General features: G+C 42.2%; 9 protein-coding genes. 7 read left to right on the forward strand and 2 right to left on the reverse strand.

The features are described 5' to 3' along the window. Positions 1 to 245: 245 nt before the first annotated feature. The 6 genes from ABIL00_06840 (at position 246) to ABIL00_06865 (ending at position 11,559) form a co-directional block, all read left to right on the forward strand. Positions 246 to 2,237, forward strand: coding sequence for a hypothetical protein (locus ABIL00_06840; GenBank protein ID MEO0110472.1), 1,992 nt, complete (start codon positions 246 to 248; stop codon positions 2,235 to 2,237). Continuing rightward, on the forward strand, positions 2,230 to 7,986 hold the full coding sequence (locus tag ABIL00_06845; protein MEO0110473.1) for a FlgD immunoglobulin-like domain containing protein: 5,757 nt from the start codon (positions 2,230 to 2,232) through the stop codon (positions 7,984 to 7,986). The genes ABIL00_06840 and ABIL00_06845 overlap by 8 nt, the downstream gene beginning before the upstream one ends. Positions 7,987 to 8,103: 117 nt before the next feature. Next, positions 8,104 to 8,289, forward strand: a complete 186-nt coding sequence (locus ABIL00_06850) for a hypothetical protein (GenBank protein ID MEO0110474.1) — start codon at positions 8,104 to 8,106, stop codon at positions 8,287 to 8,289. 373 nt (positions 8,290 to 8,662) lie between these two features. Continuing rightward, positions 8,663 to 9,229 (forward strand): 50S ribosomal protein L6, encoded by a 567-nt coding sequence (rplF, locus tag ABIL00_06855; protein MEO0110475.1) that lies wholly within the window; start codon positions 8,663 to 8,665, stop codon positions 9,227 to 9,229. A gap of 9 nt (positions 9,230 to 9,238) precedes the next feature. Further along, positions 9,239 to 9,931, forward strand: coding sequence for a response regulator (locus ABIL00_06860; protein MEO0110476.1), 693 nt, complete (start codon positions 9,239 to 9,241; stop codon positions 9,929 to 9,931). Beyond that, complete coding sequence (locus ABIL00_06865; protein MEO0110477.1) at positions 9,928 to 11,559, forward strand: ATP-binding protein; 1,632 nt, start codon at positions 9,928 to 9,930, stop codon at positions 11,557 to 11,559. Before ABIL00_06860 ends, ABIL00_06865 begins: the two co-directional genes overlap by 4 nt. Here the strand turns inward: ABIL00_06865 and ABIL00_06870 are convergent. After that, positions 11,556 to 12,320: an acyl-CoA dehydratase activase gene (locus tag ABIL00_06870; protein MEO0110478.1), complete on the reverse strand. Its 765-nt coding sequence runs from the start codon at positions 12,318 to 12,320 to the stop codon at positions 11,556 to 11,558. The two genes, ABIL00_06865 and ABIL00_06870, sit on opposite strands and share 4 nt — an antisense overlap. A gap of 3 nt (positions 12,321 to 12,323) precedes the next feature. Further along, positions 12,324 to 13,595 (reverse strand): double-cubane-cluster-containing anaerobic reductase, encoded by a 1,272-nt coding sequence (locus tag ABIL00_06875; GenBank protein ID MEO0110479.1) that lies wholly within the window; start codon positions 13,593 to 13,595, stop codon positions 12,324 to 12,326. Positions 13,596 to 13,958: 363 nt separating this feature from the next. Between ABIL00_06875 and ABIL00_06880 the strand changes: the two genes are divergently transcribed. Then, a partial coding sequence (locus ABIL00_06880; protein ID MEO0110480.1) for a hypothetical protein occupies positions 13,959 to 14,802 on the forward strand: 844 nt, incomplete at its 3' end.

Below are 14,802 nucleotides of genomic sequence, written 5' to 3' on the forward strand. Positions count from 1 at the left end.
GCGCCCGGGCAATGGATACTGCCCTCTCTTCTGGTGGCGGTGCCTTTTATTCCTTTGCCCAAAGTATTGCCTCTTTTGCCACCGCTTGCTATTTGAAAGATTTTAACAAATCATTAATTAAAGAGATAGTAAGTTTTAAGCCATTATTGAGAACAATTTCAGAAGGTGGTATATTATAATGTAATTGAGGTTTTAATGGATGGTGTTTTAGGGAGAGAAGAAAAGACAGGGCAAAGGGAGGGTTTATGCTCAGCAATCATAAAAAAGTGGGATTGGTTTGGTTAATCATCCTCTTTGCCGTTTCCATGGTAATGGCAGGAGGGAGAAAGCCACCGGAGATATATCCCGCCACAAAAATAACGGAACTGACTCCCGAGGAGATGAGGATAATTGACAGTGCATATCTCCAATCGGTAAAGAAGGTGCCATCAGGAGAAGAGTCCCCTCGCTTGTGGTATAGATTTGAAACCCACCCGCTTTTGGCAAAAGTCTTCCCTCAGGTGAAGTTCTATTATCTTTTCAGTGGGATAGCGCATCCCCCATTTTCTCATTTCAAGGGAGAGTTTAAGGGAAATTTTTACAGTTTACCAGAAGGGTTTAATCGCCTTCTTCTTGACAATGGGTTAGAGGTGAATGAGAAGAACATAATAGAATTAGCGAAGGCGTTTGTGGTGATAGCCTCGGCTGAGTTAAGATTTAATGATGTGCCGATTCCCAAATTATTTGAAACAGTAGAAAGGGAGGGATATACAAGGGGTTTCCCTAAAATCACCTTCCTGGAAGGGAGGAGGATAAAGGAGTATGACGATTACTGGGAAATTGAGATGGATGCAGAGATAAAATGTAGAATCAATAACGAAATTCAAACCTGGAAATTTTCCCAGGCACGGACAACTCCTAAAAGAGGAGTGTGGGTAAAAATTGGACAACTTGGGATAGCAAGAGTATTCATCAATAATAAGCCTGTTCACTCTTATCAAATTAAGAAAGCGGAGGGGAGAACACCAAAGGGAGAATTAGACCAAAACCCTAAGATTGAGATTGCTACTGAGGTTGGTAATGCAACAGTAGAACAAGATAGTTTCTATTATCTCATCACTTATCGTGACGGTCATCCCACTAATTACTGGGTGCAATTTAGGCTCTATGGCTTCAATCCGAACGAAACCATTTATATAAGAGTGAAACCGAAAGACCCTTATACTTACGGCCCTAATGCTATTCTTGGTCCTATAATCATAAGTGGAGATAGCCTGGGAAATTATGATTGGATGCCCGGCTCTTCCATCCAAACTGGAATAAGCCTTGTTTGTGCCGGCAATATACCATCCGGAGACACTTTTCGCAGACGAACCAATCCTTTGGAAGACAAATCCCTCACCCTTGAGAAGGTGATAACGGATAGATTTCCAAATAATGATACCCTTACGGTCTATTTCTGTGACCAGTTTTTTGTAGACCATCCCCAAGGTCAAAACCACGCGCCTACTTTCGTTAATATGGTAAAAGAGGAGGCAAAGGAGGCATATGATTCATTAGTCACTTCCTGGGATTTTCCACCGCCAAATGATATAAATCACAACCACCAGTTTTTCATTACTCCCTATCTCACTATGTGGCCGGTTTACTATCACGGATTAGTGGACCGATTTAATTCAGGAACAATGCAGTGGATGGAAAATGGGCATCAGAAGATAAGTATCACCTCAGCAATAGATAGTGTTTTTCCTCAATATTCTACTGAACAGAGTATAATAAAAAGTGCGGTCGTCCATGAGTTTTACCATGCTGTGCAGTGTACACTTACCACAAGGATAAGATTACTTCCTAATTGGGAAGAATGGCGGTGGCTCATTGAAGGACAAGCAAGATTTATTCAATCTGTATATAATCAGAATGAAGAATTTACACAATCGTCTTCCCCTGAGGAGGAGCGTCTTTATCTCCGGGATGCAAATAAATATCTGGACTTATTATTGAATGCTTCGCTAAAGCAACAAAGTTATAATTTCTGTCTCTACTGGCGGTTTCTCTTTGAGAAGTATAAGGAAGGGAGTATAAGGAGTAAGTTAGAGATAATGAGGGATGCTTTTCGGTCAACGGCAAATGTCAAAGACATTCCAATAAGAGAAGATGTTAAGGCAAATTATTACTCTAAATTATTATTGACTAAGGAATTTTTGAGATGGATTATTAGTTATGAAAAATATAACCTTACAGGAGGTAAATATGCTTAGCAAGAACAGAGCGGTTGCGCTTGCCCTTTTTGGGCTATTCTTCTTCTCCCTATTATTGGCTGGAGGGGGAAGACCGAAGGTAGAGCAAGTTAGTGCCCAGATGCGTCTCCTCTCTGCAAGTGAGATAAGGCAAATACTTGAAAAGTTTCCTGAGATGGTGCCGGATATGTTTAAGGCGGAGGTATTTGAGAAAGGGGATACCCTTTCTATGGTTGAACTTTTCCCATTCACCGAAGTAGAGGGGATACCTCTCTTAAAAAATCTCTTTCCAGGTTTTCATTTCTATAAAGGTCTTACTGGCACCTTGCCCCCTTTTCCTTACTTAATGGCGGTGGGTATGGGTAAGAGATATGATATGCCTTCTGGTTTTAATCATTTACTTTTAGAGAGTGGTTTAGAGGTTACCGAGAGGAACATAATTGAGTTGGCGAAGGCGTTTGTGATATTAGCGGTTGGGAGTGAGCCGGTCTTTGGGAATTTAGAATGGGGGCAGGCGGCAAGGAGAAGACCGAGACCTTCACTAAAAGATGAACTCCTCTCTTTCCCTCAAATCACCTTTCTGGAAGGGAAGAGGATAAAGGAGTATGACGATTACTGGGAAATTGAGATGGATGCAGAGATAAAATGTAGAATCAATAACGAAATTCAAACCTGGAAATTTTCCCAGGCACGGACAACTCCTAAAAGAGGAGTGTGGGTAAAAATTGGACAACTTGGGATAGCAAGAGTATTCATCAATAATAAGCCTGTTCACTCTTATCAAATTAAGAAAGCGGAGGGGAGAACACCAAAGGGAGAATTAGACCAAAACCCTAAGATTGAGATTGCTACTGAGGTTGGTAATGCAACAGTAGAACAAGATAGTTTCTATTATCTCATCACTTATCGTGACGGTCATCCCACTAATTACTGGGTGCAATTTAGGCTCTATGGCTTCAATCCGAACGAAACCATTTATATAAGAGTGAAACCGAAAGACCCTTATACTTACGGCCCTAATGCTATTCTTGGTCCTATAATCATAAGTGGAGATAGCCTGGGAAATTATGATTGGATGCCCGGCTCTTCCATCCAAACTGGAATAAGCCTTGTTTGTGCCGGCAATATACCATCCGGAGACACTTTTCGCAGACGAACCAATCCTTTGGAAGACAAATCCCTCACCCTTGAGAAGGTGATAACGGATAGATTTCCAAATAATGATACCCTTACGGTCTATTTCTGTGACCAGTTTTTTGTAGACCATCCCCAAGGTCAAAACCACGCGCCTACTTTCGTTAATATGGTAAAAGAGGAGGCAAAGGAGGCATATGATTCATTAGTCACTTCCTGGGATTTTCCACCGCCAAATGATATAAATCACAACCACCAGTTTTTCATTACTCCCTATCTCACTATGTGGCCGGTTTACTATCACGGATTAGTGGACCGATTTAATTCAGGAACAATGCAGTGGATGGAAAATGGGCATCAGAAGATAAGTATCACCTCAGCAATAGATAGTGTTTTTCCTCAATATTCTACTGAACAGAGTATAATAAAAAGTGCGGTCGTCCATGAGTTTTACCATGCTGTGCAGTGTACACTTACCACAAGGATAAGATTACTTCCTAATTGGGAAGAATGGCGGTGGCTCATTGAAGGACAAGCAAGATTTATTCAATCTGTATATAATCAGAATGAAGAATTTACACAATCGTCTTCCCCTAAGGAGGAGCGTCTTTATCTCCGGGATGCAAATAAATATCTGGACTTATTATTGAATGCTTCGCTAAAGCAACAAAGTTATAATTTCTGTCTCTACTGGCGGTTTCTCTTTGAGAAGTATTGCCAAGATAGCGTAAGGGAAAGGTTGGCGATAATTAGGGATGCCTATCGGGCAACAGCGAATGTTGGTAATGACCCGATTAGAGATGGCGCCCGGGCAATGGATACTGCCCTCTCTTCTGGTGGCGGTGCCTTTTATTCCTTTGCCCAAAGTATTGCCTCTTTTGCCACCGCTTGCTATTTGAAAGATTTTGACCCAAATAATGTCTATATTGAACCATACTGCCGTGAGTTTACTCTCTCCGACACTATTTCGATTGAGGATGAAATCCGTAATTCCTTTGGGATTGATTATCTTAAAATCATTCCGGAAAACCCCTTAAATGCCACAGTGAAGGTCCACTTCCAAAAATTTGACTCTCTTCCCCAATACTCCAAAAAGTTTATCCTCTCTCTCCCCGGTGAGAGAAGAGTTATGGAGTTTGATACTATTTTAGATATCACCGATGTAGAAACTATTGGGGTGGTCATAACAAGGGTTGATACAATGGAAAGGGATTCAATTAATTCTTCCTATCGCCTAAGGATAGAAAAGATCCGGGATGTAGATGTAGGGGTTAAGTCAATTGAAAGTCCGAAGCCTGGAAAGATATATTATAAATTAAGGGGAGCGACAAGAACCTTGCCGGTAAAAGTTTGTTTAGTTAACAAGGGAAATCGGGATGAATCTCGTTTTTTCAGTGGGTGTGTTATCAAAAAAGGGGAGAGCACGACGGTATATTGGCAATTTGTTGATTCTCTTCACTGTGGGAGGGGTAGGGATACAACTATTCAGTTCCCAAATTTATTCTCAACCCAAGATACCGGAACTTTTACTACAATTGCCTATGTCTGGTTGTATAATGATCAGAACCCAAGAAATGATACCCTGAAGGAGACTTTTAGTATACGGGATACTTCGCCTGATGGGCTTCCCACGCGGGAGGAAGAGAATTTCGACTCTGACTCCGGATCCGGACCCAGATGGCCACCGCCAGGCTGGCGCTCTGCTCATCGGTCAAGAGGTGCTTCCTGCTGGCATCTCCGGAGGGGTGGAGAGTGGCCCTGGAGTAGTAATCTAACGAATTATGCCTGCCTGAGTTGGCACGATACCCTTGGTCCCTATGTCTATGACACTCTTTATAGTTCAACCTTCTCTACGGCCGGAACCGAATATATGGCATTACAATTCAGAACCATCCTCTTTGTAAGAGAACCTTATTTTCCTGACACAATGAACACAATGAAGGTGATATACTCAACTGATGGGGGGAGAAATTGGTTAGATCAACCTCCTCTATGGCTTCCTCCTGATAGTGAGAAAACCATCACTTGTGAACTTTGCTCACTCTCTAATCAGGCAAGGGTGAAGATTGCCTGGGTCTATTGCGGCTATCCAAGAAAGATAAGGGCTTGGTGTATTGATGATGTGAAGGTCTTCACTTTCCCTACTTCCAGCCCGGATATCCTTCCCGTGGAGATAGTCTGGCCGATTGGTAAAATTGTGCCCTCCGATTCCCAGAACCTCTGGTTTAGGGTTAAGAATTATGGAATTCCGGAGGCACGAAATATTCGCATCTTCGGAAGTATCGGCAACAGTTCCCAAGAAGTAATTCTGGAATCACTCCCTCTCTTTACCGATACCCTGATCAAGATGAAGGTTTCGGTTCTTAATACCGGAAGAAAAGAGGTTAAGATCTTCACAGACTGCGAAGGTGATTCCTTTAGGGAGAACGATACCCTGATAGATACCTTAGAAGTGACTCACTCCTGTTGGGAGGTGATTAACCAATATCCCTTGGGAAAGACACACATATCAGCATCCTTTGCGATTAAAGAGAACTCAGATAGCATTTATTTCTGGGGAGGGAAAAAATATACTCTATTCTATAAGTATCTCCCAAGGAGTAATCAGTGGGATACCCTTGCCCACCTTCCGAATCCAAAGAAAAAAACCTGTGGATTTTTAGTTTGGGCAAAAGAGTCTCTAATCTATTTCATCCGAGCCCAGCCCGCGGTCTATCTATACAATATCAACCAGAACCGCTGGGATACTTTGCCATCCCAAGGGGAAAAAAGGAAGCATCCTACTGCTTGCTGGGATAAAGGAGAGTATATCTATGTCCTTAATGGTAAAAAACCGTATTTTCGTCGCTACCATATCCCAAGCAATACCTGGGACACAACACTACCATTTCCTTATGAAATAGGAAACTTTGGAAGAAAAGGAGGGACGGGAATCGTTTGTGACGACAGTGGGTATATCTACATTATGGCTACTCGGGGTATACCCGGAGGAGCGAGAGGTCTCCTCCGTTATGACCCGACTTCTCGACAATTTGAATCCCTTTCCCCTCTCCCGAATACTTCTCCTTCAGAGAAGGAATATGTCCGAGAAATGGCTTATAGGGATGGACGAATATATCTTTTAAGAGATAAAAGAGATTCCCCATACGGCGAATCGTGGTTTTATGAGATCGGTAAAGATAGTTGGTATCAGATAACGTCAGGACTCCCCCATCCCTCCTGGCGGGTTAAAAAGGGTGCGGCGCTTACGGTCTGGAAGGACGGGAGAGCCCATTACGGTTTTGCCTTTTTAGGTGGAACGAATATTGGTTTAGGTGCTATAAATATGCTAAAGATTTATCCCCAGCCGAGATTCTCCGGCAGAATCTTTAATAAGGGAAGAGAACAGGAACCAACCAGTGGCGATATAATCTTTGTGGAAGAAGGGGTTGACTACTACGAGCCAAAGTTTTCTCCGGACGGAGATACAGTTATCTGTTATAAGGAAGATACATCCGATTTCTCTTATATCTGTAAAATTCCGCTCAGTGGGGGCGAGGAGATAATAATTCCTTCCGGTGAGTCCAATTACGAAAGCCCATCCTATTCCTCTGACGGCGAATGGATAATTGCTTTGAAAGATGATAAAGTAGTGAAGATGAGAAAAGATGGAACTGAGGTAACGACTCTTTCCTCTGGACTTTGCGGTGCCCCGGTGGCAAAAGGTGGTTATGTATTTTATTGTAAATGGGATAACCCATGTCATCGGATATATAAAATTCCGATAAATGGGGGAGAGGAGATTCCTTTAACCCCGACCAATATTAATTGCCTCGCCCCTGACCCCTCCCCAACCACTGATAAGGTAGTTTATGAGAAATTTATTAGGGGCTACTGGCAAATCGCATCACTATCCCTTACTAATGGGGAAGAGAGAGAATTGACTACCGGTCAATTTCATCACTTCAATCCCCGCTTCTCACCTGATGGTCAATGGATAGTCTTTGAGAGGGTGAATAGAGACGGTGGAAGCCAAATCTGTAAGGTAAGGGAAGACGGTGAGAGTCTGGTAGTACTGACCTCCTGGGATGATTATTATGAGAGCCCTTCCTTCTCACCCGATGGCCAATGGATCGTATGCATTAAATGGTTTGAAGATGGAACGGCGGTCTGTAAGATAAATGCCCATACCAGAGAGGAGTTCCTCCTTACGGAGAAGACTACGGAAAAGGCAAATCCAGTATGCTCTCCTGATGGCAATTCTGTCGCTTATGAAGTGTTGGTAACCGGTGAAGGAAAAGAAGTGAGCCGGATTGGGATCGTTCCCCTCAATCCCGTAGGCAAGAGAGAAGAAGAAATCAGCCTGATTACAAAACCCTTATTTTTTGCTCTTTACCAAAATCGTCCCAACCCCTTCCGGGGAAAGACAATTATCAGATATGCGCTACCTGAATTTTCCCATGTCCGGCTTTTAATTTATGATGTTAAAGGGTGTGTCGTCCGAACCTTGGTTAATGAGAGGCAGAAGCCGGGATTTTATAATCTTCTCTGGGATGGTAGGGACGAAAAGGGAAAGAAGTTATCCGCGGGGATATACTTTTATCGGTTAGGAGCGGAGAAGATAGATTTAACGAAGAAGTTAATAAAGAGTAAATGAAGGAGGATCACCAAACATCCTCTCTTCCCCTTCCTCAAAGGGATAGCATCCGATTATTTTCAATTTTTTGACGCAAAGGGATTGGGAGAAGAAGGAAAGAGGCGACGAGAGAAAGGAGTGGGTAGAAGACGGGTGGCGGAAGGAGGGAAGGGAGTGTTAGAAAAGGGAGAGGAGAAAGGAGGAAAAGAACTAGGGAAGAAAGTAGGGGAGGAATGGAGGGAGAGAGGAGGGAAGAGACTAGGGAAGAGATTAGGGGAAGAATTACCCCTTTCTACCCCCCAGGGAGGCCGTAGGGGGGACTGACCCCTACCTTTTAAGTAAAATGGCTTTAAGTTATTGATAATGAAAAACTTAAAGCATTTTTTCCCTTATTAAAAAGTTATCTCATCAGATAATTTTTTAGGCATCGTTTACAACATAGTGGCAAAAATTCTCAATTGGCTTTTCGTAAGCGCAAATTAAAAAGGACCGACTCTCACCGTGGGAAAGGAAGATTGCTATAACTACTTACCTCCTTAATTTGGGCGAATAGCCTTTTCTTTTTAACATAAACTTTAATTGATTTTATATTTTGTATCCATAATGCCTTTATTTTAGTAAAAATCTTCTTCCGATTTATCGCCATAGCCAAGTGACCAGCCCCTTGACAGAATCAAATATTCCATTATTATTGGTTATGGCACAGAGATATAAACCAATTCCGATACCGGAAAAGGTTAAGGTGAATAAGATAGATGAAGAGATAGAGGTCTCGGGTCCCTTAGGAAGTCTAAAGTTAAAAATTAATCCCAATGTGACGGTGGATTTGGTAGACCAGAAGATTCAGGTGACCGGGAAAACCGAAAAGGCAAAACCTTTTGTCGGCTTGATGCGGAGTTTACTCAATAATATGATTATCGGTGTGACCCAAGGTTTCCAAAAGACTCTGGAATTGAGAGGAATGGGCTATCGGGTCCAAAAAACTAAAGAAGGGATCCAAATTTTCTGCGGTTTTACTCACCCTGTAGATTTTATCCCTCCCCCAGGAATCACGATTGATACTGCCACTGTTCCTAATCCCGATGACCCAAAGACGCAAATTACCGAAATTATTATTAAGGGTTGTGATAAGCAACTCGTAGGCCAGGTGGCAGCCCAGATTCGTGATATTAAACCACCGGATGCCTATTTGGGTAAAGGAATTAGATATAAGGGGGAAATAGTTCGGAAAAAACCAGGTAAGAGGGCAGTAGCGGAGAAGTAGTGATTTGCTTTGAGAGAGAATAAAGGGGTAATCTTTGTGGTGGAGGATGATGAGGATATCAGAAAGGTTGTCGCCTTTAATCTTCAAGAAGCAGGTTATGATGTCTATCAGTTTGAAAAAGGAGAAGAGTTACTCCCCTTTCTCTATCGGAAACTGCCCGACCTTTTTATTATTGATATCATCCTGCCGGGGATTGATGGTTTGGAGTTAACAAAAGAATTAAGGTATCGGTCAGAAACAAAGCAAATTCCGATAATTATTCTTACTTGTAGAGGAGAGGAGACGGATCGCATTTTAGGTTTGGAATTGGGCGCGGATGATTATATCACAAAACCCTTCTCTTTAAGAGAACTAATCGCTCGGGTTAAGGTACTTCTCCGCCGGCATCGGGAAGTTCGGGAAGAGAAGATTTGGCAAAGTGGCGATATAATCTTAGAGCCGGAATCTTTCACCGTGAAATTGAAAGGAAAAGAGATAAATCTTTCCAGTACGGAATTTAAGATTTTGCGGCTCCTTTTAGAAAATGAGGGGAAGGTTTTATCCCGGGAGAAGATAATTAATGAAACCTACGGCTACGATAAGCCGATAAATGATCGGACAATTGATGTTCATATTAGAAATATCCGAAAAAAGTTAAATAAAGAAGGGAAGAGGATTGAAGCGGTAAGAGGTGTGGGCTACAAGTTGCGTCTTCACTCATGACACGGAAGGAGGCTTTCTTTTTTTTGGCTTTAGCCACTTCTCTCCTTTTCTTTTTTTTATTTCTTATTTGGTATTTTATTAATCAGCAAAGGGTAAAAGTTACTTTTCGGGAAGAGATTATCTCTCAGGCTCTAATTATCCGGGATAACTTAAATATTATGGAGACCCGGGTTGCGCGAGAAGATCTCCTCCAAAGTATCATAAATCAATGGCAGAGTAAGGACCTAAAAGTTAATCTGATTGCGCAACCAATTGGTGAACTAAAATTTGAGATGAAGAAATTCCCTCCAGACCGAAGGCGGTGGGGAGCGGTAACCGTCCCCTTATCCTTAAGAAATTTCTCTGGCCAGTTAGAAGTGGCTCGTCCTTTTACCTTCAAAAGTCCTTCTCTTTTTCCCTATTTGATTATCTTTCTCTTTCTCAACGGTGTCCTCACTTTTCTCTTTTTTTACTTTTCCGGAAGGAGAGCAAGGGAATTTCTCTTCGCCCTCCATGGAGAAAAGGAAAAGTGGCAGAGGTTCCTTAATGCCCAAGAAGAGATTGGGGAGATTGCTCGGATCGTCTGGGAGAAAGAGAGAAAGAATGAGGAGATAGTTGAGAAACTGAAGGAAAAAGAGCAGAATTTCCAATTTCTCATTTCTCTCATTGAGGACCCCTGTTTTGTCCTTGATGAAAAGCGTTCGGTCATCTACGCCAACGCGGGTTTTTATAAATTATGCGGCGTTGATGAGTCTTCCCTCCTTTCCCGTTCCGCCTTTTCTCTCTTCTTAAAACGGGGAGACATAGAAAGGTTCCTTGATCAAGTATACCAAAAGGGAGAAGTGAAAGATTTTGAGTTTGAGTGGAATGGTGATTTCTATTCGGCGCGGGCTAAGATTTTCTCTTCGGAAAAGAAAGGAATAAGGGCAGTTTGCGTTCTTAATAAGATTACAGAAAAGAAGCGATGGGAGAAGATGAAGCAAGAATTGGTGGCGGCGATTGGCCATGAGATAAAAACTCCTCTTACCGCCATTCGGGGAGCGGTTGAGACTTTGCGGATGAAAATTAGGGGGAAAAGCCAAGAATTTTTATCGGTGATCGCCAATCATACCGAAAGACTCACCAATACCGCCAATAATCTTTTGACTCTCTCCTATATAGAGGAGATAGAGAAAGGAGTGCCGGGTTTAAATATTAGTGAGGTCAATTTGAAAAAGATATTGAAAAATATCTTTACTCTTTTCTCTTTGGAAATTAAAAAGAAAAAGTTGAAAGCGAAGTTAATTTTGCCAAAAGAAGATTTAATAATAAAAGGTGACCCTTACTTTTTGGAATTGGCTTTCATTAATCTTTTAGAAAATGCGATAAATTATACGGATAAGGGGAGAATAGAGATTAAGTTGACCAGAGGTTTGGACTATGCGGAAGTGGCATTTTCCGATACGGGAATCGGTATCCCGGCGGAGGATTTGGATAAAATCTTTGAGCGTTTTTATGTTGTGGATAAATCCCGTTCCCGCAAGACTGGGGGGAGTGGGCTGGGATTGGCGATTGTCAAACACATTGTAAATCTCCATCAGGGAAAGATTGAAGTAAAGAGTGAATTGGGAAAGGGTTCAACCTTTACCGTATTTTTACCCCGGGCTTAGTTTATTCCTTCTTCTCTATTTGAAGAGATACTCAAAGCGGCACCGATGGCACCCACAATTTGAGGTTCTTGCGGTATCAATATCTCCTTGCCTAATTTCTTTTTGAGGAGGGAAACGATACAGAGATTCTTGGCTACCCCACCAGCAAAAATAATCTCCTCTTCAAAACCGATATTCCCCAGCAGAGCAAAGATTCGGTTGACAACCGCCTGATGAAGTCCCAAGGCGATATTCTCTACTTTTTCGCCCTGGGCGATGAGCGAGACCACTTCCGATTCCGCAAAGACGGTACACATAGCGTTGATGGTTAAAGGGTTTTTTGCTTTTAAGGCTACTTGCCAGAATTCTTCAACGGCATAACCTAAGGTTTGAGCCATCACCTCTAAGAACTTTCCCGTGCCCGCCGCACAACGGTCGTTCATCACAAAATCTAAGACCTTACCCCCTTCAATTCTGATCACCTTACTATCCTGACCACCAATATCAATGACCGTCCGGCAGTTCGGGAAGAGAAAATTAGTGCCTAAGGCATAGGCTTTAATTTCGGTAATTACCGGACAATTTAGTTCCTGCCGGAGAAGATGTCTTCCGTAACCAGTAGCCACGATGTGGTCAAAGGAAAGGGATTGGAGAATTTCCTTTGCTTTTCCTAATGGGTCAATACCAGTGTCAAAGATTTGATAATGAAGAAGGTTTTTGCCTTGAAGGAGAGCAACCTTTATCGTGCGGGAGCCGATATCAATCCCGGCAGTCTTTGCCACTTTTTAGCCCAATCTTTCTAAGAAGGCTTCAATTCTCGTTCGGAGTGGACCAATATCTTCTTCGGAGTAGTCGGTCTCTATTTTCAGATTCGGGACATTTATCTTTTTTAATGCCGCATCCACCCGAATCGCCTCCACATTATAACCGTGACAGTATTGGAGGATATACTGAATAACACCATCTACCTTAAACCCTTTCGTTTTCTCTATTATCCCTTCAATCCTTTCTTGATTCGGGGTGAAGCAGGCACAATTTATTTTCAGATAGCGGTCAGCAATGGCTTCAATCTGGGAGGCGAGGTCTTCGCTGGTTTCGTCAATTAGGTTCTCAAAATACCGGCTTCCGGTGCAGGTTTCATCGGCAACAACACAGGCACCGGCATTTTCAATTAAATAGTGAATCTTCCAGTTGCCAATCACCGCGGGACAGCCGGAGACCATTATTCTCTTTACCCCTTTGGGGAAGGGGGAAATCCCTTTTCTTACCCTTTCTTCTAATTCGGAATTTAATTGATTGAGATGGGTGGTGAAGCGAACTGGGTCGTCAATCAATGCCACCTGCATAACGACTAAGGCATCAAGACCACTAATTGGGGGCGGATCTTCTTTTCTTAATTCCGCCAATTTCATTAAGGCTTTCCTTTTATCATTTAGCAACTTTATCGTCTGGGCTAGTTTGGCACTTGTCAACTTTTTTCCGGAAAGTTCTTCCAGTTTTTTGCGAAACTCATCTACCGCTTGGCGCCACAGTTTCTGGTCAATTGCCTCTTTCTTCTGGGGGACTTCCATCACATGGAAATTAACCTTTTCCGACAGAATCTCCCAAGTTTTCTTTTTACCATCGCAGGTTGTCTCTCCGACCGCCATATTCTTGATTGGGGCGTACGGGCAGGTTTTGGAAAAGGCTAATCCTAAGGTTGATTTAATTAAAGGGCAGATATCTCGGGGAAAGAGTTTTTCCGCATAAGGGATAGAAAATTGGGTGCCACCGCACAGGGCAACCGGGATAACATCAACCGCTAAGGCAATCTCTTCGGGAACATAGATACAAAATGTACCAATAATCTTCTTGCCTTCACTTTTCGCCTCAAGAAGTTCTTTTACCCTTGCACCGTGAGACTCGTGGATGGCCCGGTCAAAGTATTTCATCCCTTCTGGTCTCTCCTTTTGTGAAAGAACCGTCTCTTGGTAGGAGAGGCCGATTGATTTCAGGAGGTCATTATGGAGGGCGACATCAAGTCCTAAATCTTGCCACATCTTTTCGTAATTATTCATCTTTCCTCCCTTTACTCATTATTTTAGATATATTTTTTTGACTTAATTTGGGGAAGATATTGGGCACCCGGCCCAAAAAAAGACCTTTCATCTCCTTTTTATCCCAAGAGATTTAGATGGTGGATAGTTTCTCATTTTTAATAGTTTAATATAGCCAATTTTAACTGATTTGTCAAATACTTAAGAAGAGAGGAGAATTTTTAACCAAAAATTAACATTTTCTTTATACGGATTTAACCAATCTTATTTATGATATTGGGTATGAAAAATAAAAAAGAGGTGCCTATGCTCAAAAAATATCTATTAATCTCTTTATTGTTCTTTCTCTCGGTTTTAATTTTTGGCGGGGAGACCGAGATCCAGATGACACAATGGATCCGCTATACCCACCTCTACACCTCAGATACGCTCAAAACGACTCTGACAACTTCCGCTTTCTCTCTTGACCGTGGTTATGTCCGTCTCAACTATAAGTATAATGATAACTTAAAGCTCCACTTTACCACCGACATCTACACCTCAGACAAATTTACCGAAGGGGCAGGGTTAAAAATTAAAGATGGTTATCTCAAAATTTCTAATTTCCTGCCCATACCCAACTTGGACTTGAATATCGGATTGCAGAAGACCTATTTCAGCCGAATTTATGACTGGGAATATCTAACTGTGGAAAAGGCTTATACCGATAAATATAAGGTTCTGGCTTCCGCAGACTACGGAATTTCTTTAACCGGAATTTTACCCAGGGGTTTGGGCCAATATAACCTGGGTTTATATAACGGAGAAGGTTATACTAAGGTCGGTAAGTATTTGAATACCAAACCGGCGCTTCTGGCTGATTTACGGTTTATCCCTCTTACCGGTTTAACCATTGGTGGTTCGGTTCTTTACGAAAAGGAGAACTATTCTGCCTATAACTATGAACCAACGCCTCCTGCGGATACAATAAATAAGAATCGTTTCGCCGTTGCTCCTTTCGCCAAAATCGCTTTTGGGATATTCAGTTTGGAAGGAGAATATATCTTATACCGTTACGACCGAGTCCACCACGATACTACTGGTGGTTCCTTAACCGAAAGGAAGAAGAAATATGACTTAGGAGGTTTCTGGCTGATGCCAATTATCACTATTAAAGAGTTGAAATTAGAACTCTTGGGCCGCTTTGACCTTTGGCAACACAAAGAAGACGGACAAGAAAAGGATAACA

Source organism: candidate division WOR-3 bacterium, assembly GCA_039801905.1.
In the GTDB taxonomy this organism is placed as follows: domain Bacteria; phylum Hydrothermota; class Tepidihabitantia; order Tepidihabitantales; family JBDRVQ01; genus JBDRVQ01.